The sequence below is a fragment of the Bradyrhizobium septentrionale genome, from assembly GCF_011516645.4.
GTDB lineage: Bacteria > Pseudomonadota > Alphaproteobacteria > Rhizobiales > Xanthobacteraceae > Bradyrhizobium > Bradyrhizobium septentrionale.
In genome coordinates, this window is sequence record NZ_CP088285.1 from 6,385,895 (window position 1) to 6,402,727 (window position 16,833).

At 65.2% G+C, this 16,833-nt stretch carries 12 protein-coding genes and 1 pseudogene; 10 read left to right on the plus strand and 3 right to left on the minus strand.

Going from position 1 to position 16,833, the window contains the following annotated elements; genetic code table 11:
- Positions 1 to 35 precede the first annotated feature (35 nt).
- Positions 36 to 1,883, minus strand: a complete 1,848-nt coding sequence (ilvD, locus tag HAP48_RS32085) for a dihydroxy-acid dehydratase (protein ID WP_166203883.1) — start codon at positions 1,881 to 1,883, stop codon at positions 36 to 38.
- A 238-nt stretch (positions 1,884 to 2,121) separates the two neighbouring features.
- On the opposite strand from ilvD, the gene HAP48_RS32090 reads away from it, so the two are divergent.
- The gene (locus HAP48_RS32090; RefSeq protein ID WP_166203884.1) at positions 2,122 to 2,679 is read left to right on the plus strand and encodes a carboxymuconolactone decarboxylase family protein; all 558 of its coding nucleotides are present in this window, start codon (positions 2,122 to 2,124) and stop codon (positions 2,677 to 2,679) included.
- A gap of 4 nt (positions 2,680 to 2,683) precedes the next feature.
- Positions 2,684 to 3,535: an SDR family NAD(P)-dependent oxidoreductase gene (locus tag HAP48_RS32095; RefSeq protein ID WP_166203885.1), complete on the plus strand. Its 852-nt coding sequence runs from the start codon at positions 2,684 to 2,686 to the stop codon at positions 3,533 to 3,535.
- 18 nt (positions 3,536 to 3,553) lie between these two features.
- Here the strand turns inward: HAP48_RS32095 and HAP48_RS32100 are convergent, their stop codons facing one another.
- Both HAP48_RS32100 and HAP48_RS50975 read right to left on the minus strand, forming a co-directional pair.
- Positions 3,554 to 3,970, minus strand: a complete 417-nt coding sequence (locus tag HAP48_RS32100; protein WP_210292704.1) for a LysR substrate-binding domain-containing protein — start codon at positions 3,968 to 3,970, stop codon at positions 3,554 to 3,556.
- Positions 3,971 to 4,064: 94 nt separating this feature from the next.
- Positions 4,065 to 4,547, minus strand: a pseudogene (locus HAP48_RS50975) (LysR family transcriptional regulator); the annotation flags it as partial.
- Positions 4,548 to 4,638: 91 nt separating this feature from the next.
- Between HAP48_RS50975 and HAP48_RS32110 the strand changes: the two are divergent.
- The 8 genes from HAP48_RS32110 to HAP48_RS32150 all read left to right on the plus strand — a co-directional run bounded on the left by HAP48_RS32110 (position 4,639) and on the right by HAP48_RS32150 (position 16,796).
- Complete coding sequence (locus HAP48_RS32110; RefSeq protein ID WP_224496706.1) at positions 4,639 to 5,664, plus strand: ABC transporter permease; 1,026 nt, start codon at positions 4,639 to 4,641, stop codon at positions 5,662 to 5,664.
- A 97-nt stretch (positions 5,665 to 5,761) separates the two neighbouring features.
- Positions 5,762 to 6,784, plus strand: coding sequence for a sugar ABC transporter substrate-binding protein (locus HAP48_RS32115; protein WP_029082300.1), 1,023 nt, complete (start codon positions 5,762 to 5,764; stop codon positions 6,782 to 6,784).
- A 159-nt stretch (positions 6,785 to 6,943) separates the two neighbouring features.
- Positions 6,944 to 9,307 (plus strand): ABC transporter permease, encoded by a 2,364-nt coding sequence (locus HAP48_RS32120; protein ID WP_224496707.1) that lies wholly within the window; start codon positions 6,944 to 6,946, stop codon positions 9,305 to 9,307.
- 906 nt (positions 9,308 to 10,213) lie between these two features.
- Complete coding sequence (locus HAP48_RS32130) at positions 10,214 to 11,749, plus strand: sugar ABC transporter ATP-binding protein (RefSeq protein WP_175612374.1); 1,536 nt, start codon at positions 10,214 to 10,216, stop codon at positions 11,747 to 11,749.
- Between the two features lie 707 nt (positions 11,750 to 12,456).
- Positions 12,457 to 14,772 (plus strand): bifunctional salicylyl-CoA 5-hydroxylase/oxidoreductase, encoded by a 2,316-nt coding sequence (locus tag HAP48_RS32135; RefSeq protein ID WP_166203887.1) that lies wholly within the window; start codon positions 12,457 to 12,459, stop codon positions 14,770 to 14,772.
- Positions 14,769 to 15,548, plus strand: a complete 780-nt coding sequence (locus HAP48_RS32140) for an SDR family NAD(P)-dependent oxidoreductase (protein ID WP_166203888.1) — start codon at positions 14,769 to 14,771, stop codon at positions 15,546 to 15,548. Before HAP48_RS32135 ends, HAP48_RS32140 begins: the two co-directional genes overlap by 4 nt.
- 11 nt (positions 15,549 to 15,559) lie before the next feature.
- Entirely contained in the window at positions 15,560 to 16,399 is an 840-nt protein-coding gene (locus HAP48_RS32145) for an enoyl-CoA hydratase family protein (RefSeq protein WP_175612246.1), read from the plus strand.
- Position 16,400: 1 nt separating this feature from the next.
- Positions 16,401 to 16,796 carry a RidA family protein gene (locus tag HAP48_RS32150; protein WP_166203890.1) on the plus strand — a complete coding sequence of 132 codons (396 nt, stop codon included), beginning with the start codon at positions 16,401 to 16,403 and terminating at the stop codon, positions 16,794 to 16,796.
- Positions 16,797 to 16,833 lie beyond the last annotated feature (37 nt).

Below are 16,833 nucleotides of genomic sequence, written 5' to 3' on the forward strand. Positions count from 1 at the left end.
GCGAGACCGGAGCCAAACGCGGCCAAGCTCGTCGCTTATTCTTCCGGCAGGATCCGCACGGCACCCTTGGCCGCGCTGCTCGCGAACGCCGCATAGGCCTTCAGCGCGGTCGAGACGGCGCGCTTGCGCGGTGCGGCCGGCTTCCACGCAGCTTTGCCCTTGGCTTCCATCGCTGCGCGGCGGCGCTTCAGCTCGGCGTCGTCGACCCTGAGATTGACCTTGCGGTTCGGAATGTCGAACTCGATGATGTCGCCTTCCTCGACCAGGCCGATCAGGCCGCCCTCGGCGGCTTCCGGCGAGACGTGGCCGATCGACAAGCCCGACGATCCGCCGGAGAAGCGGCCGTCGGTGATCAGCGCGCAGGCCTTTCCGAGTCCCTTCGACTTCAGATAGCTGGTCGGATAGAGCATCTCCTGCATGCCCGGGCCGCCGCGCGGCCCCTCATAGCGGATCAGCACGACATCGCCGGCCTTGACCTTGTTGGTGAGGATGGCGTCGACCGACGCGTCCTGGCTCTCGAAGATGCGGGCCGGACCGGAGAACTTCAGGATGCTCTCGTCGACGCCGGCGGTCTTCACGATGCAGCCATCTTCCGCCAGATTGCCGAACAGCACGGCGAGACCGCCATCCCTGGAATAGGCGTGCTCGGCGTTGCGGATGACACCCTTGGCGCGGTCCAGATCGACCTCGTCGAAGCGGCGGTCCTGGCTGAAGGCTTCCTGGGTCGGCACGCCGCCCGGCGCGGCGCGGTAGAAATTGCGCACCTTGTCGCTGCTGGTTCGCACCACGTCCCAGCGGTTCAGCGCGTCGTCGAGCGTCGCGGCATGCACGGTCGGGCCGTCGGTGGTGAGCAGCCTGGCGCGGTCGAGCTCGCCGAGGATCGCCATGATGCCGCCGGCGTGATGCACGTCCTCCATGTGGACGTCCTGCACCGAGGGTGCGACCTTGCACAGCACCGGCACCTTGCGCGACAGACGATCGATGTCGGTCATCGTGAACGGCACCTCGCCCTCGCGCGCGGCGGCGAGCAGATGCAGCACGGTGTTGGTCGAGCCGCCCATCGCGATGTCGAGCGTCATCGCGTTCTCGAACGACTTGAAGTTCGCGATATTGCGCGGCAGCACCTTGGCATCGTCCTGCTCGTAATAGCGGCGGGCGAGATCGACGATCAGATGGCCGGCCTCGACGAACAGGCTCTTGCGGTCGGCATGGGTCGCCAGCACCGAGCCGTTGCCGGGCAGCGCGAGGCCGAGCGCCTCGGTCAGGCAGTTCATCGAGTTCGCGGTGAACATGCCGGAGCAGGAGCCGCAGGTCGGGCAGGCCGAGCGCTCGATCACCTCGACCTCTTCGTCCGACACGTTGGAGTCGGCGGCCGCCACCATCGCGTCGATCAGGTCGACCGCGCGCTTCTTGCCCTTGAGCAGGATCTTGCCCGACTCCATCGGGCCGCCCGAGACGAACACGGTCGGGATGTTGAGGCGCAGCGTCGCCATCAGCATGCCGGGCGTGATCTTGTCGCAGTTCGAGATGCAGACCATCGCGTCGGCGCAATGCGCGTTGACCATGTATTCGACGCTGTCGGCGATCAGCTCGCGCGAGGGCAGGCTGTAGAGCATGCCGTCATGGCCCATCGCAATGCCGTCATCGACCGCGATGGTGTTGAACTCCTTGGCGACGCCGCCGGCCTTCTCGATCTCGCGCGCGACGAGCTGGCCGAGATTCTGCAGATGGACGTGTCCCGGCACGAACTGGGTGAAGGAATTGACCACCGCGATGATCGGCTTGCCGAAATCCTCGTTCTTCATGCCGGTGGCGCGCCAGAGGCCGCGAGCACCCGCCATGTTGCGGCCGTGGGTGGTTGTGCGGGAGCGATAGGCGGGCATCGTAAATCCTTCTCAAATCCTTGGGCTACGGGCGCTTTTTTTAGGGGAGATGGGGCCCCTTATGCCCGCCCAAGCCTGCGGATTCAAGCGCGGAACCGCATGGCAGAACCCCGCTATTCGGGCGATCCCGGGTGGCCGCTTGATCTCGGCCGGTGCGGTGCATTAGGTGGACGGACCGGGAAGCCGGACGGACGGCAAGAAACGACCAACAAGAAACAACGAAAAAAGGGAGAGACGCGTGGCAAGGCTGCCCCTGATTGATCCGGAGACGACCGGCGGAGACATCCGCGCCGCGTTCGACCGCATGCCGGTCAAGCTCAACATCTTCCGCATGATGGCCCATGCCGAGGCCAATGCGATTCCCGTGATGCGGCTCGGCAATTCGATCCTGCACAAGCAGAAGCTGTCGGCGGTCAACCGCGAGCTTCTGATCCTGCAGGCCGCGCAGCTCGAGGGCGGCGCCTATGAGTGGCGGCAGCACGTGCCGATCGCGCTCGGCGTCGGCGTGACGCAGGCGCAGATCGATGCCGTGGAGCGCGGCAATTACGACGATGCTGCACTTGATGCGGCCGAGCGTGCGCTGCTCGGCTTCGGCCGCGAGGTGGTCGAGAAGGTGCGCGTCAGCGATGCCGCCTTTGCCGCTGTGCGCAAACACTTCAGCGACCAGGAAATCGTCGAGGCGATCGTCGCGCTCGGCTTCTACATGATGATGGCGCGGCTGACCGAGGCGACCGAGACCGATCTCGATCCGGCCGCCGGCATGGCTGTCTACGAAGGCGGCAAGAAGCGGAGCTGATGAGATGTCGGAGACGTCGCAAGACTCTAAGCCGGAGCGCTATGTTCGTCCCCTGAGCGCGGAATCGTCGGGCACCGCGCCGGGCAGGGGGCGGCTCAACGGCCGCCGCATCCTGGTGGTCGGCGGCGGCCAGCGCGTGTTCGATGCCGTGACCGATCCGATCGGCAACGGCCGCGCCATGAGCCTGCTGTTCGCGCGCGAGGGTGCGCATGTCGCGGTCGCCGACATCAACCGCGCCTCCGCCGAGGATACGGTCGCGCGCATTGCTGATGACGGCGGCCGCGCGTTCGCGATCGCTGCCGACGTCACCAGGGAGGCCGATGTCATCGGGATGATCGACGAGGCGCACCACACGATGGGTGGGCTCGACGGCATGGTGCTGAACATCGGCACCTTCGGCAAGACCGGGCTCGACAATGTCAGCGCCGAGGAGTGGAACAGGATCTACGACGTCAATGTCCGCGGCCCGATGCTGTGCTGCCGCGCTGCCTTGCCGAAATTCGCGGACGGCGGCGCGATCGTCTTCATCTCCTCGATCGCGGCGCTGAAGGCGGGATCGCAGATGGCGGTCTATGATTCATCCAAGGCCGCGCTCGGCGGCCTGATGCGCAACATCGCCCACACCGGCGCGCGGCGCGGCATCCGCGCCAATCTGGTCTATCCCGGGCTGGTCGACACCCCGAACGGCCGCGAGGCCGGCGCCGGCCGGCCATCGCGCGGCAAGGGGCATGTCCCGTTCGGCCGCCAGGCGACGGCATGGGAGATCGCCTACGCCGTGCTGTTCTTCATGTCGGATGAAAGCGTCTACGTCACCGCGCAGACGCTGGCGGTAGACAGCGGGCTGAGCGGGCTTTAGCGGTGTGCAGTGTGGCCGCTATTCCGCGGCAATACTGGTCGGCACCGGGATGCCGACCCTGGGGCGCGTTTTGGCCGCGCGCCGGTTCTTCTTGCTGAAACGGCTGCCGGCCAGCAGCGAAGCGGCGGCGCGCAGTTGCTCGCGCAGCCATTGATTGGTGGTGTCGCCCTCGGCGGTGGCATGCCAGTAGAGATAATTGACGTGCGGGCTGATCGGGAACGGGCAGGGGAAGCACTGCAACAGCCCGGGATCCTCCAGCACGGAGGCCGCGCTTTCCGACGCCGTCAGCAGCATGTTGCTGCGGCTCACGACATGGCAGGCGGTCGCGAAATTCTGGCAGGTCAGGCGAACGGTACGCGTCAGGCCGAGGCGCTGGAACTGGAAGTCCTCGAACGACAAGCCGCTGCGCCGCGACGTCACGCAGACATGCTCCATGCGCAGATACGCCTTTGTCGAGCCTTGTGCCGAGTTCGGGATGGCTGCGCCGCGCGAACACCGCGATATGTTCGGTCAGGATCTGCTCGCGCCGCACCTCCGTCGAGAGCGGCAGCAGCGTATCGATCGCGACATCCAGCGTGCCCGCGGCAAGCTCGCGCTCCAGATTGTTGCGCTCGCTGCGCACGGTCGCAATCTCGACCAGCGGCGCCACCGTGCTGATCCGGTTGATCAGCGCGCTCAGCATTGGCGCCTCGAGATTGTTGCGCAGGCCGATCACGAACCGCTTCGGCGTCTTCGCCGGATCGAAGCGGTGGGTGTGGGTCAGCGTCGTCTCCAGGCCGTTGAGCGCCTGGCGCACCGTGGTGATGATCTGGCGTGCCAGCGGCGTCGGCGTCATCACGTGGTTGCGGCGCACGAACAGCGGATCGTTGAACATCGCGCGCAGCCGGCTCAGCGCATGGCTCACCGCGGGCTGTGTCAGATTGAGGCGGAAGCAGGCCCGGCTGACGCCGCCCTCGGAATAGATCGCGTCGAACACGACGAACAGGTTCAGGTCGACGTCGCGTACATGCATGGAAATGATCTACCCGTATCCGTCGAATGCATTTGACGAATACTAGTCGGCACTCTTAAAGTCTCAAGCAAAATAATACCTGGAGGAAACGATGAGCGTGCAATCGCCATCGCGCGGCGTTGCTGTCCCTGCGGCATCATCTCGCTCGGGCACAATGTTCGCAAAGCCGAGCCAGGAGCAGATCGTGCTCCTGATCACGTTCGCGCTTCTGATCGTGTTCGGTCTGACGCTGAACGGCTTTGCCACCGTCTCCAACCTCCTGAATCTGTTGCGGAGTATCTCCATCCTCGGCGTGCTCGGCCTCGGCATGGGGCTGATCGTGATCAGCCGCGGCATCGACCTCTCCGAGGTCGCGATCATGGCGGGTTCCTGGGCGATCGCCTTGATCGAGATGCAGAACGGCATGCCTGTTTTCACGGCAGTGCTGCTGGCGCTGGCGATCGCGGTGCTGATCGGCGTCGTCAACGGCGTGATGGTCGCCTTCGTCGAGGCGCCGGCGCTGTTCGTGACGCTGGCGGCGGGCTTCGTGATCTATGGCCTTGCGTTCTGGATCGCGCCGGCCTGGGTGGTCTATGCGCCGAAGGATGCGCCGGGCCTGATGTATCTCGGCGCCGGACGGCTGTTCGGCATCCCGGTTCCGATCCTGGTGTTTGCGGTCTGCGCGATCGCGATGCACCTGTTCCTGTCGCGCACCTCGATCGGCCGCTTCATCTATGCGCAGGGCGACAATCCGGAGGCAGCGCGGCTGACCGGCGTCCCGCTGCGGCCGCTGATCGTGCTCGAGCACGTGCTGGTTGCACTGCTTGCCTGGATTGCAGGCCTGGTCTGGGTCGGCACCACAGGCAGCATGCAGATGGCGATCACCCAGGGCACCATGATCTTCGACGTCGTGCTGGTCGTCGTGATCGGCGGCATCAGCCTGATCGGCGGCCGCGGCAGCGTGTTCAGCGTCGTGGTCGGCTGCGTCCTGATCGGCACGCTGCTCAATGCCTTCACCATCATGGACGTCAACAGCGAGGTGCAAAACATCGTCAAGGGCGTGGTGCTGCTGGCCGCCATCGTGCTCGACAACTGGCTGCATCCCCGTGACGAGGAGACCGCGCGGCAAGGCGACTAGAAGAAGGCGACTGAAACAAGACGACTGGGCGCGCCCCTCGCGCCAATCAATCAGAACAATTCCCAATCAATCAAAAGAATTTTGTGTGGAGGAGACGATGAAGACGACCAAGTTCTGGACGATCCTGCTCGCCGGCGCGACGCTGGCCGCGATGCCGTTTGCCGCATCCGCGCAGGAGGAAGGCACCAAGACCGCGCGCGAGCTGCGCGCCGTCTACGACAAGGCGCTGCAGGGCAAGACGATCGCCTATCTGCCGATCGCGCTCGGCGTGCCGCTGTCCGACGAATGGGGCCGGGTGGTGCAGGAAGAGGCCGAGTGGCGCGGCATGAAATACGTCGTGCGTGATCCCAACAACAATCCGTCGGCGATGCAGCAGGCGCTGACCGCGCTGGTCGACCAGAAGCCCGACGTGCTGATCGTGCAGAATCCAAGCGTCACGCTGTTGATGAAGGACCTGAAGCGCGCCGAAAGCCAAGGCACGCATGTGATCCAGATCAACATGTCCTCGAACTACAAGTCCGGCGCCTTTGTCGGTGCCGACTGGCGCGAGATCGGCAAGATGCTCGCCAGCGAAACTGTGAAGGCCTGCGGCACCGGCTCCGGCAAGTCGGGCAAGGTCCAGATCGTGCAGGGCGAACTGACCGCAGCCGCCAGCGTCGACCAGGTCGGCGGCATCATGGAGGTCTTGAACAAGGATCCCAACATCAAGGTGGTTTCGAACCAGGCCGCCAACTGGGACGCCAACACCGCGCTGAATGTCACCGCAACCGTGATCCAGCAGCATCCTGACCTGTGCGCCTCGATCGGCTTCTGGGGCATCATGGAGTCGGGCGCCGCGCAGGCGATCCGCAACGCCGGCAAGATCGACGATGTGAAAGTGTTCGCCTCGGGCGAGGGCTCGCAGCTCGATTGCGATCAGGTCAATTCGGGCAATTTCTACAAGTTCCTGAGCTACAAGGCGACCGAGCAGGGCCATGACCTGATGTTCGCCGCCGAAACCCTCCTGGTATCCGGCGAGAAGCCTGGCGGGCGCAATCTCGTCTATTACACGCGGCCGATCTGGCTCGATAAGTCCAACGCCTCGGGCGCCAACTGCTTCGCGCTACCCAAGAAGAACTAACAAGGCGCGAGACAGCCGGCGCGGGGGGCATTCCCGCGCCGGCTGTATCACAAGCATGATCCGGAAAAGTGGAAGCCGGTTTTCCGAAAGATCATGCTCAATAAGAGAACGAGATCACGATGGGAGTTCTCACATCATGATCGAGGGAGTGCTTTGACGATGTCGATGGCTGTCGATTCCTTTGCCGCATCGGTGCGGCGGTTCTCACCCCGGCTCTTGCTGTCCGAGCTGTTGCTCAAGCAGTGGTTCGAGCCGGTGGTTCCCTTCACCGTGATGATCGGGTTGTGGACCTATTTCGCGCTCACCATTCCCGACTACGCCTCGGTGCAGAACTCGGTCTCGCTGCTGCGGCTGTTCGCCGAGTTCGGCTTCGTTGCGCTCGCGATGGGCTTCTGCCTGGTCACCGGCGGCATCGATCTTTCGGTCGGCGCGATCTTCGCGCTGTGCAATTTCGCGGCGCTGTATTTCCTGCTGGTGCGCGAATGGCCGGTTGGGCTGGCCATTCCGGCGACGCTGCTGGTCGGCGCGCTGCTCGGCAGCATCAACGGTTTCCTGATCGGCTTCCTCAAGACGCGGCCGTTCCTGACCACACTGGTGACGCTGATCATCCTGCGCGCCTCGGTCAATCTGCTCAACACCAGCTATGCCCAAGTGTTCGCGACCAATTCGGTCGAGAGCGACGCCTGGGACTTCGTCGGCGGCGGCAGCGTGCTCGGCATTCCCATCAACGCCGCGACGCTGTTCGTGGTGCTCTTGATCTGCCACATCTTCCTGTCGCGCTCGCGCTATGGCTGGCATCTCACCGCGATCGGCGCCAGCCGCAAGGCGGCGCGCCACGCCGGCATCCGTGTCCGCCTGATGCTGTTCATGACCTATGTGCTGTCGGGCACGCTGTGTGCGGCGAGCGGCATCTTCTACGCAGCACGCCAGGCCTCGACGGATTCCACCACCGGCGTCGGCTGGGAATTCCAGGCGCTCACCGCCGTGGTGCTCGGCGGCGTGTCGCTGGCCGGCGGCAAGGGCACGGTGTGGCGGGCGATGATCGGTGCGCTGATCATCTTCCTGCTGATCAACGGCCTCGTGCGGATGGGCATCCCCGGCTACGTCACCTCGGCGGTAACCGGCATGATCCTGCTCGCCGCCGTCGGTATCGACGTCAAATGGTCGAAGAATCGCGGCAAGGCGATCCAGAAGATCTATGTCAATCCGGCGTTCGTGCCGCTGGCCTCGGCGCCGGCGGTGCAGCCCGGCGCGACCTCGCCCTACGCACAGAACGACCGGCTGATCAACGCCCAGGCGATCGGCGTCGATCAGGTCGAGGGGCCGGAGGACGTCATCCTCGACCGCCAGGGCCGGCTCTACGGCTCGACCCGCGACGGCAACGTGATCCGCTTCTCCGGGCCCGACTTCAAGACCCGCGAGGTGTTCGCCCATATCGGCGGGCGGCCGCTCGGCATGCAGTTCGATCGCGACGAGAACCTGATCGTCGCGGTCGCCGGCATGGGGGTCTACGGCGTCGCGCCCGATGGCGGCATCTTCAAGGTCACCGACGAGACCAACCGCACCTGGTACAAGCTGAACGACGATTCCCGGCTGCGGATGGCCGACGATCTCGACATCGCGCCCGACGGCAAGATCTATTTCAGCGACTGCACCACGCGCTACGAGATGACCACCAACACCCTCGACATCCTCGAGGGCCGGCCGAATGGCCGCGTGGTCTGCTACGACCCGGCGACCAAGACCACGCGCACCGTGATTAACCACTTCTATTTCCCGAACGGGATCTGCGTCTCGCATGACGGCAAGTCGATCCTGATTGCGTCGACCTCGCTGTGCAAGGTGTTCCGCCACTGGGTCGATGGGCCGAACAAGGGCAAGACCGAAGTGCTGATGGACGAGCTGCCGGGCAACCCCGACAACATCAACCGTGCGTCCGATGGCACCTACTGGCTGGCTTTGGTCGGCATCCGCACGCCGACCTTCGACCTCGCCGCGCGAAAACCCGGCTTCCGCTTACGCATGGTCAAGCAGGTGCCGACCGACGAGTGGCTGGCGCCGGCGCTCAACCATGGCTGCGTGCTGAAGTTCAACGAGCAGGGCGAAGCGCTGGAATCGTGGTGGGACCCGACCGGCATCTCGCATTCGACGTTGACCTCGATGCGCGAGCACGAGGGTTATCTCTATCTCGGCGGGCTCGAGAACAACCGGATCGGCCGCATCAAGCTCGACGGCGTCGACGACAGCTGGACCGGCTACGACGCGTATTGGGGCGCAAAAGCAGGGTGGCGAAATAATGGGATTTTTCGATCATCTGCTGCGCGATATCAGAAGCGTCATCGACCGCGACGGCGGCCAGAACGCGATCCCGCCGCTCGACGGCGCGATGAGCCCGAACGATCGGCTCGACACAGCCACACCGATTGGCGAGCCGCTGCCCGGCATCGACGACGTCATCGCGGCCGGCGACGGCGCGGTCTATGTCTCCGCCGGACGGCAGGTGGTCAAGCTCAGCGGCAATGATCTCTCGACCCGCACGGTCGTTGCCGAATTCGAGGACGATGCCGGCGGGCTCGCATTGCATCCGGACGGCCGCCTGCTGGTCTGCGTCGCGGGCAGGGGGCTTGCTGCGATCGATCCCGCAAAGCCGGATCCGCGCTGGCTGGAAGCTGCCGGCGGCAGCGCGCTCACGGGGCTGTTGTCGGTCACGGCGGCGCCCGATGGCCGCATCTATGCCGTCGAAGGCAGCGCCGGCCGCCGCCCAGGCGAGTGGCGGCATGATTTGATGGAGAAGCGCACCAATGGCCGCCTCGTCTGCTGCGGCGCCGGCCTCGACAATCCGCAGGTGCTGCTGCGCGATCTCGCCTATCCCTTTGGCGTCAGCGTTTCGGACGACGGCAAGAGCCTGTGGCTCACCGAGAGCGGGGCGCATCGGCTCAGCCGCTTCGCGCTTGCCGGCAACGCCCTTGGCGCCCGGGAGATTGTCGCCGCCAACATGGCGGGCTATCCGGCGCGGCTGCATCCGGACGGCCATGGCGGGCTGCTGCTCGGCGTCTTCGCGCGCCGTACCCATTTGATCGAGTTCGTGCTCAAGGAAGACGATTTCCGCGAGGAGATGATGGCGACGATGCCGCCGGATTACTGGGTGGCGCCGGCGCTCACCGGCGGCAGCGATTGCCTGGAGCCGATGCAGATCGGTAGCGTCAAGGCACTCGGCATCCAGAAGCCGTGGGCGCCGCCGCGGTCCTATGGCCTGCTGCTGCATCTCGATGCCGACGGCGAGGCGACCGACAGCCTGCACAGCCGTGCTGGCCGCCGCTTCCACGGCATCACCGCCGCTTGCGCCACGCCCTCGGGCGTCGTGATCGCCGCGCGCGGCGCCGGACGGCTGCTGCGCTACACCGGAGAGTTGCGATGAATGACGGCGTGATGCAGGCGACAACCAGCGCCAAGACAGCGGATGCGTCCGCGACCCGCGAGCCGGTGCTGCGGATCACCAGCGGCTCGAAAATCTATGGCGGCGTTCATGCCATCGAGGGCGTCAATTTCGATCTCTATCCCGGTGAGGTCCATGCGCTGGTCGGCGAGAACGGCGCCGGCAAGTCGACGCTGTGCAAGGCGATCGCGGGCGCGATCAATCTCACCTCCGGCGACTATCTGCTCGACGGCAAGCCTGCCAATTTCGAGCAGCCGCGCGACGCGCTCGATGCCGGCATCTGCATGGTCTATCAGGAGACCAGCCTGGTGCCGACCATGACGGCGGCGCAGAACATCGAGCTCGGCAACGAGAAGCTGCTGACGCGTTTCCGCACCCTGAACATCCAGGCCCAGCAGCTGCTGCAGTCGCTCAACTTCCACGTCGATCCGGCAACGCCGGTGGCGCTGCTCGGCACCGCCAAGAAGCAGATGGTGGAGATCGCGCGCGCGATCTACAACAAGGCGCGCATCATCATCTTCGACGAGCCGACCGCGTCGCTGACGCCGGAAGAAATCGTCCACTTCTTCCATCTGGTGCGCGACCTGCGCGCCCGCGGCGTCTCGATCATCTACATCTCGCATGCGCTGGAGGAATCGCTCCAGATCGCCGACCGCATCACCGTGCTGCGTGACGGCAAACTGGTAATCACGGCGCCCGCCAAGCAGCTAACCCGCGACGCGCTGGTGCAGCACATGGTCGGGCGCGAGGTGGCGCAGGCGGTCTACGGCCGCAAGGAGAAGACCCATCAGCGCCGCGAGAAGGTGCTGACGGTCGAGAACGTCACCATGGGCATGGCGGTCAAGAACATGTCGTTCTCGGTCTATGCCGGCGAGGTGGTCGGCATTGCCGGCCTGATCGGCTCCGGCCGCACCGAGATCGCAAAAATCATCTACGGCGCGCTGAAGCGCAATCTGGTCAATGGCGGCACCATCCGGCTGCGCGGCAAGCCGATCCGCTACCGCGTGCCGCGGCAGGCGATCAATGACGGCATCGCCTACATCACCGAGGACCGCAAGGCCAACGGCTTCTTCGAGACCATGGTGGTCGACGACAACGTCTATATCGGCAGCCTTGCCACACGGAAGGGCTGGAGCTTCCTGCTGGCGCGCGCCAGGCGCAGCAAGCTCGCCAATTACTGGGTCGAGCGGCTCAAGATCAGCGCGCTGCAACGCAAGGCGCGGATCGTCGAGCTGTCCGGCGGCAACCAGCAGAAGGTGGTGCTGGCCAAGACGCTGGTGCAGGAGCCCTCGATCATCTTCTTCGACGAGCCGACGCGCGGCGTCGATGTCGGCACTATCCCGCACATTCATGGCGAAATCCGCCGTCTCGCCGACGAAGGCAAGGCGGTGGTGGTGATCTCGTCATATCTGCCGGAGATCCTCGCGGTGTCCGACCGCATCCTGGTCGCCCGCACCGGCCGCATCGCCGCCGAATTCGACGCCGCCGACGCGACGCAGGACAAGATCCTTTACGCGGCGGTGCATTGAGGTCGTCATCGCAGGTGAGGTGAGCACGCTTCTCAGGCTCCCTCCCCGCGCAACCGGGGTTTACCCCGGTTGCGCATCGTAAATTTTCGCAAGTCGGGCAAGCCCGACTTGCGTTGGGGGAGGGTTGGGGTGCGGGGTGGCCCCCGGGCGAACTGATTGACGGGAGCACGTCCTCACAATCCCGCTCTCTTTTTATTGCGGTGTCGAATACGGAGAGCGCACGTCGTGCGGCACCCCTCTCCCTAACCATCTCCCAGAAGGGGAGAGGGAACCCTTCCGCCGGTGCTTCCCTTACATGCGCTGCGATCGGCACTCCGGCTTTCTCTGCGCCTTCTGTTCCCGGAGCGACGAAACGAGACGCAAATCTCGGGCGCATCGCGCCGCGAGAATGCCGATACATGCTTGCCGGCGGCGCCACATTTCGATGTCGTCTCGGGCAAGCCAACGGGTCGGCGCGAAGCGCCGCCCGATGACAGGCTCCGCGCGACCCGGGACCCATAACCACCGATGGCGATTGTGGTGCGACGCTGGGGCCTCAGCTCATTCCAACAGCGCGGTCCTGTGGTTATGGGTCCCTGCTTTCGCAGGGACGACGGCTGTGGGACGGCAGCATCCGCCCTTGACAATTATTTTAAGTATAAAATAATATCCAGCGTCGGCTCGCTGGAGAAGTGCCTCCAGCCCGCCGAAGCCAACGGGAGAACGCCATGCGCATCGTTTGCATTGGAGGCGGGCCGGCCGGGCTCTACTTCGGCATCCTGATGAAGATGCTTGATCCCGCGCACGTCATTTCCGTGGTCGAGCGCAACCGGCCCTACGACACCTTCGGGTTCGGCGTGGTGTTCTCGGATGCGACCATGGACAACATGCGCAAATGGGACCCGGTCACGGCTGACACGATCGAGCAGGCGTTCAACCATTGGGACGATATCGAGGTCCTGATCAAGGGCCGGCGGATGCGCACCACCGGCCACGGCTTCGTCGGCATCGGCCGCAAGCGGCTGCTCAACATCCTGCAGGCGCGCGCCGAGGAGCTCGGCGTCGAGCTGATCTTCGAGCGCGAGGTCAATTCCGATCTTGAGTTTCCCGACGCCGATCTGATTGTGGCGTGCGACGGCGTCAACTCAAAGGTCCGCACCAAATACACGGAGACCTTCCAGCCCGACATGCTGATGCGGCCGAACCGCTATATCTGGCTCGGCACCGTCAGGCCGTTCGACGCCTTCACCTTCGACTTCCGCAAGACCGAGCACGGCTGGTTCCAGGCGCACATCTACAAGTTCGAGGAGGGCGCAGCGACCTTCATCGTCGAGACCACGGAGGAGGCATATCTCGCCCACCGCCTCGACAAGATGGAGCAGGGCGACTCCATCGCGTTCTGCGAAAACGTGTTCGCCGAGATCCTCGAGGGGCACCATCTGGTCTCCAACGCGCGGCATCTGCGCGGCTCGGCCTGGCTGTCGTTCCCGCGGCTGATCTGCGGCAAATGGACCGCATTCAACGGCAACAGCCATGTCGTGCTGATGGGCGATGCCGCCCACACCGCGCATTTCGCGATCGGCTCGGGAACCAAGCTCGCGCTGGAAGACGCGATCGAGCTCACCAACCAGTTCAAGAACCACGGCGCTGCCAGGGAGAGCATTCCGGCGGTGCTGAAGGCGTACGAGGAGCTGCGCCGGGTCGATGTGGCACGGATCCAGAATGCCGCGCGCAACGCGATGGAATGGTTCGAGGTGGTCGGCTCGCGCTATGCCGACACGCTGGAGCCGGAGCAGTTCATGTATTCGCTGCTGACCCGCTCGCAGCGCATCAGCCACGAGAACTTAAGGCTGCGCGACAAGACATGGCTCGAAGGTTATGAGCGCTGGTTCGCGGAGCGGAGCGGCGTGCCCGCCACCAACGACCGCGTCACGCCGCCGATGCTGACGCCGTTCCAGATTCGCGGCCTGTCGCTCACCAACCGGATCATCGTCTCGCCGATGGCGATGTATTCGGCCGAGGAGGGCGTGCCAAACGACTTCCATCTGGTGCATTTCGGCTCCCGCGCGCTCGGCGGCGCGGGCCTGTTGTTCACCGAGATGACCTGCGTCTCGCCGGAGGCGCGGATCACCCCGGGCTGCTGCGGGCTGTGGAACGACGAACAGGCGGCGGCTTACAAGCGCATCGTCGACTTCGTGCATCGCAATTCGGGGGCCAAGATCGGCATCCAGCTCGGCCATGCCGGCCGCAAGGGCTCGACCCGGGTTGCTTGGGAGGGCATGGACGAGCCGCTGCCTGACCACAACTGGCCGCTGGTGTCGGCTTCCTCAGTGCCTTATCTGCCCGACGGCCAGGTGCCGGAGCCGATGAGCCGCGCCGAGATGGACGAGGTCCGCGAGCAGTTCGTCGCGGCGGCGAGGCGCGCCGCCGGCGCCGGCTTCGACATTCTGGAGCTGCACTGCGCCCACGGCTATCTGCTGTCGAGCTTCCTCTCGCCGCTGACCAACCGCCGCACCGACGGCTACGGCGGATCGATCGAGAACCGCGCGCGTTATCCGCTGGAGCTGTTCCGCGCCATCCGCGCGGTGTGGCCGGAGGACAAGCCGATGTCGGTCCGCCTGTCTTGTCACGATTGGGCCGAGGGCGGCAACACGCCCGAGGATGCGCTCGAATTCGCAAAACTGTTCAAAGCGGCCGGCGCCGATCTGATCGATTGTTCGTCGGGCCAGGTCTGGGCCGACGACCATCCTATCTATGGCCGGCTGTACCAGACGCCGTTCGCCGACAAGATCCGCAACGAGGTCGGCATCGCCACCATCGCGGTCGGTGCGATCTCGGAAGCGGACCATGCCAATTCGATCATCGCCGCCGGCCGCGCCGATCTCTGTGCCATTGCGCGGCCGCATCTCGCCGATCCGGCCTGGACGCTGCATGAGGCCGCCAAGATCGGCGTCAAGCAGATCGCGTGGCCGAAGCAGTACGTGTCGGGCAAGTCGCAATATGAGGCCAATCTCGAGCGCGCATCCGCAGGAGTGAAGCCATGACCCGGTTCTGGCCCAATGCGCATGCGCTGGTCACCGGTGCCGGTTCCGGCATCGGCGCCGCAACAGCGGTCGCGCTCGCAACAGCCGGCGTGCGCGTCAGCATCGCCGGGCGCCGCATCGACGCGCTGAAGGCGACGGCGGCGTTGCTCGGCAAGAACACCGGCGCTGTTGTTGCGATCGACGTGACCGATGAAGCGGCGGTCACCAAGGGGGTCGCGCAGATCGAGACCGAGGCTGATACGATCGATATTCTCGTCAACAATGCCGGCAAGGCCTCCAGCGCTCCGTTCGACAAGACGAGCGCGACGCTGTGGGCCGACATGCTGGCGAGCAATCTCTCCAGCGTGTTCCTGGTGACGCATGCAGTGCTGCCCGCCATGGCGCAGCGCGGCCGCGGCCGCGTGATCAACGTGGCCTCGACTGCCGGGCTGACCGGCTATGCCTATGTCTCCGCCTATGTCGCGGCCAAGCACGGCGTCGTCGGCCTCACGCGCTCGCTGGCGCTGGAATATGCCCGGCGCGGCGTCACCGTGAATGCGGTCTGCCCTGGCTACACCGATACGCCGCTGGTGGCGGATGCCGCCGCGAATATCGTCGCCAAGACCGGCCGCAGCGAGCAGGAGGCGCGCGCTGCGCTGGCCAAAGTCAATCCGATGCAGCGGCTGGTCACGCCGGAGGAGGTCGCCGATACCATCCTCTGGCTGGCGTCCGAGGCTGCATCGTCAATCAACGGACAAGCCGTGGCGGTCGCCGGCGGCGAAGTCCTTACCGGGTGAAGGAACACATCATGTCCGAGATGAAAGCAAAGCTCCGTCCGTTCAAGGATTATCCCGCCAAGCATTTCCGCTGGTCGACCGATGCGAGCGGTCGTGTCGCCACCATCACGCTGAACCGGCCGGACAAGAAGAACCCGCTGACCTTCGAGTCCTACGAGGAGCTGCGCGACCTCTTCACCAATCTCAAATATGCCTCCGATGTCCGCGCCATCGTGCTGACAGGCGCCGAGGGCAATTTCTGCTCCGGCGGCGACGTGTTCGAGATCATCGAGCCGTTGACGCGGATGACGATGCCGGACCTGCTCGCCTTCACCCGGATGACCGGCGAGGTGGTGCGGGCGATGCGCAAATGCCCCCAGATCATCGTTGCCGCGATCGACGGCATCTGCGCCGGCGCCGGCGCCATGCTGGCGCTGGCGTCCGACCTGCGGCTGGCGACGCCGCAGGCCAAGACCGCATTCCTGTTCACCCGGGTCGGCCTGGCCGGCGCCGACATGGGCGCGTGCGGATTGCTTCCGCGTGTGATCGGGCAGGGCCATGCTGCCGATCTGCTCTACACCGGCCGGGCGATGAGCGCCGAGGAAGGTTTCACGTGGGGCTTTCACAATCGCCTGGTGCCGCCGGCGGAGCTTGCCGGCGCCGCGCACGAACTGGCGCGCTCGCTCGCCGATGGACCGTGGTTCGCGCATGGCGTGACGAAGACGATGTTCAACCAGGAATGGGCGATGGGCGTCGACGAGATGATCGAGTCGGAAGCGCAGGCGCAGGCGATCTGCATGGTGACCGGTGATTTCCGCCGCGCCTTCGAGGCCTTCGCCGCCAAGCAGAAACCCGCCTTCGAGGGCAATTGAGATGATCGAGATCCTGCAACCGGACGGATGGGCGAAGCCGATCGGCTACGCCAACGGCATGGCCGCGCACGGCAAGCAGATATTCATCGCCGGCCAGATCGGCTGGAACGGGCAATGCGTGTTCGAGACCGACGATCTGGTGGCGCAGATCGCCCAGACCCTGCGCAACATCGTTGCGGTCGCCGCCGCCGGCGGGGCCGGGCCCGAGCACATTGTGTCGATGACCTGGTACCTCGTCGACCGCAAGGAATATTCGGCGCGGCTGAAGGAGATCGGCGTGGTCTATCGCGACGTCATCGGCCGGTATTTTCCGGCGATGACCGCGATCCAGGTCGCCGGCCTGATCGAGGACCGCGCCAAGGTGGAGATCCAGGCGATCGCGGTGGTGCCGGATTGATGGATGAGGGCCCTTGCTTAACCCGTCATCCTGAGGA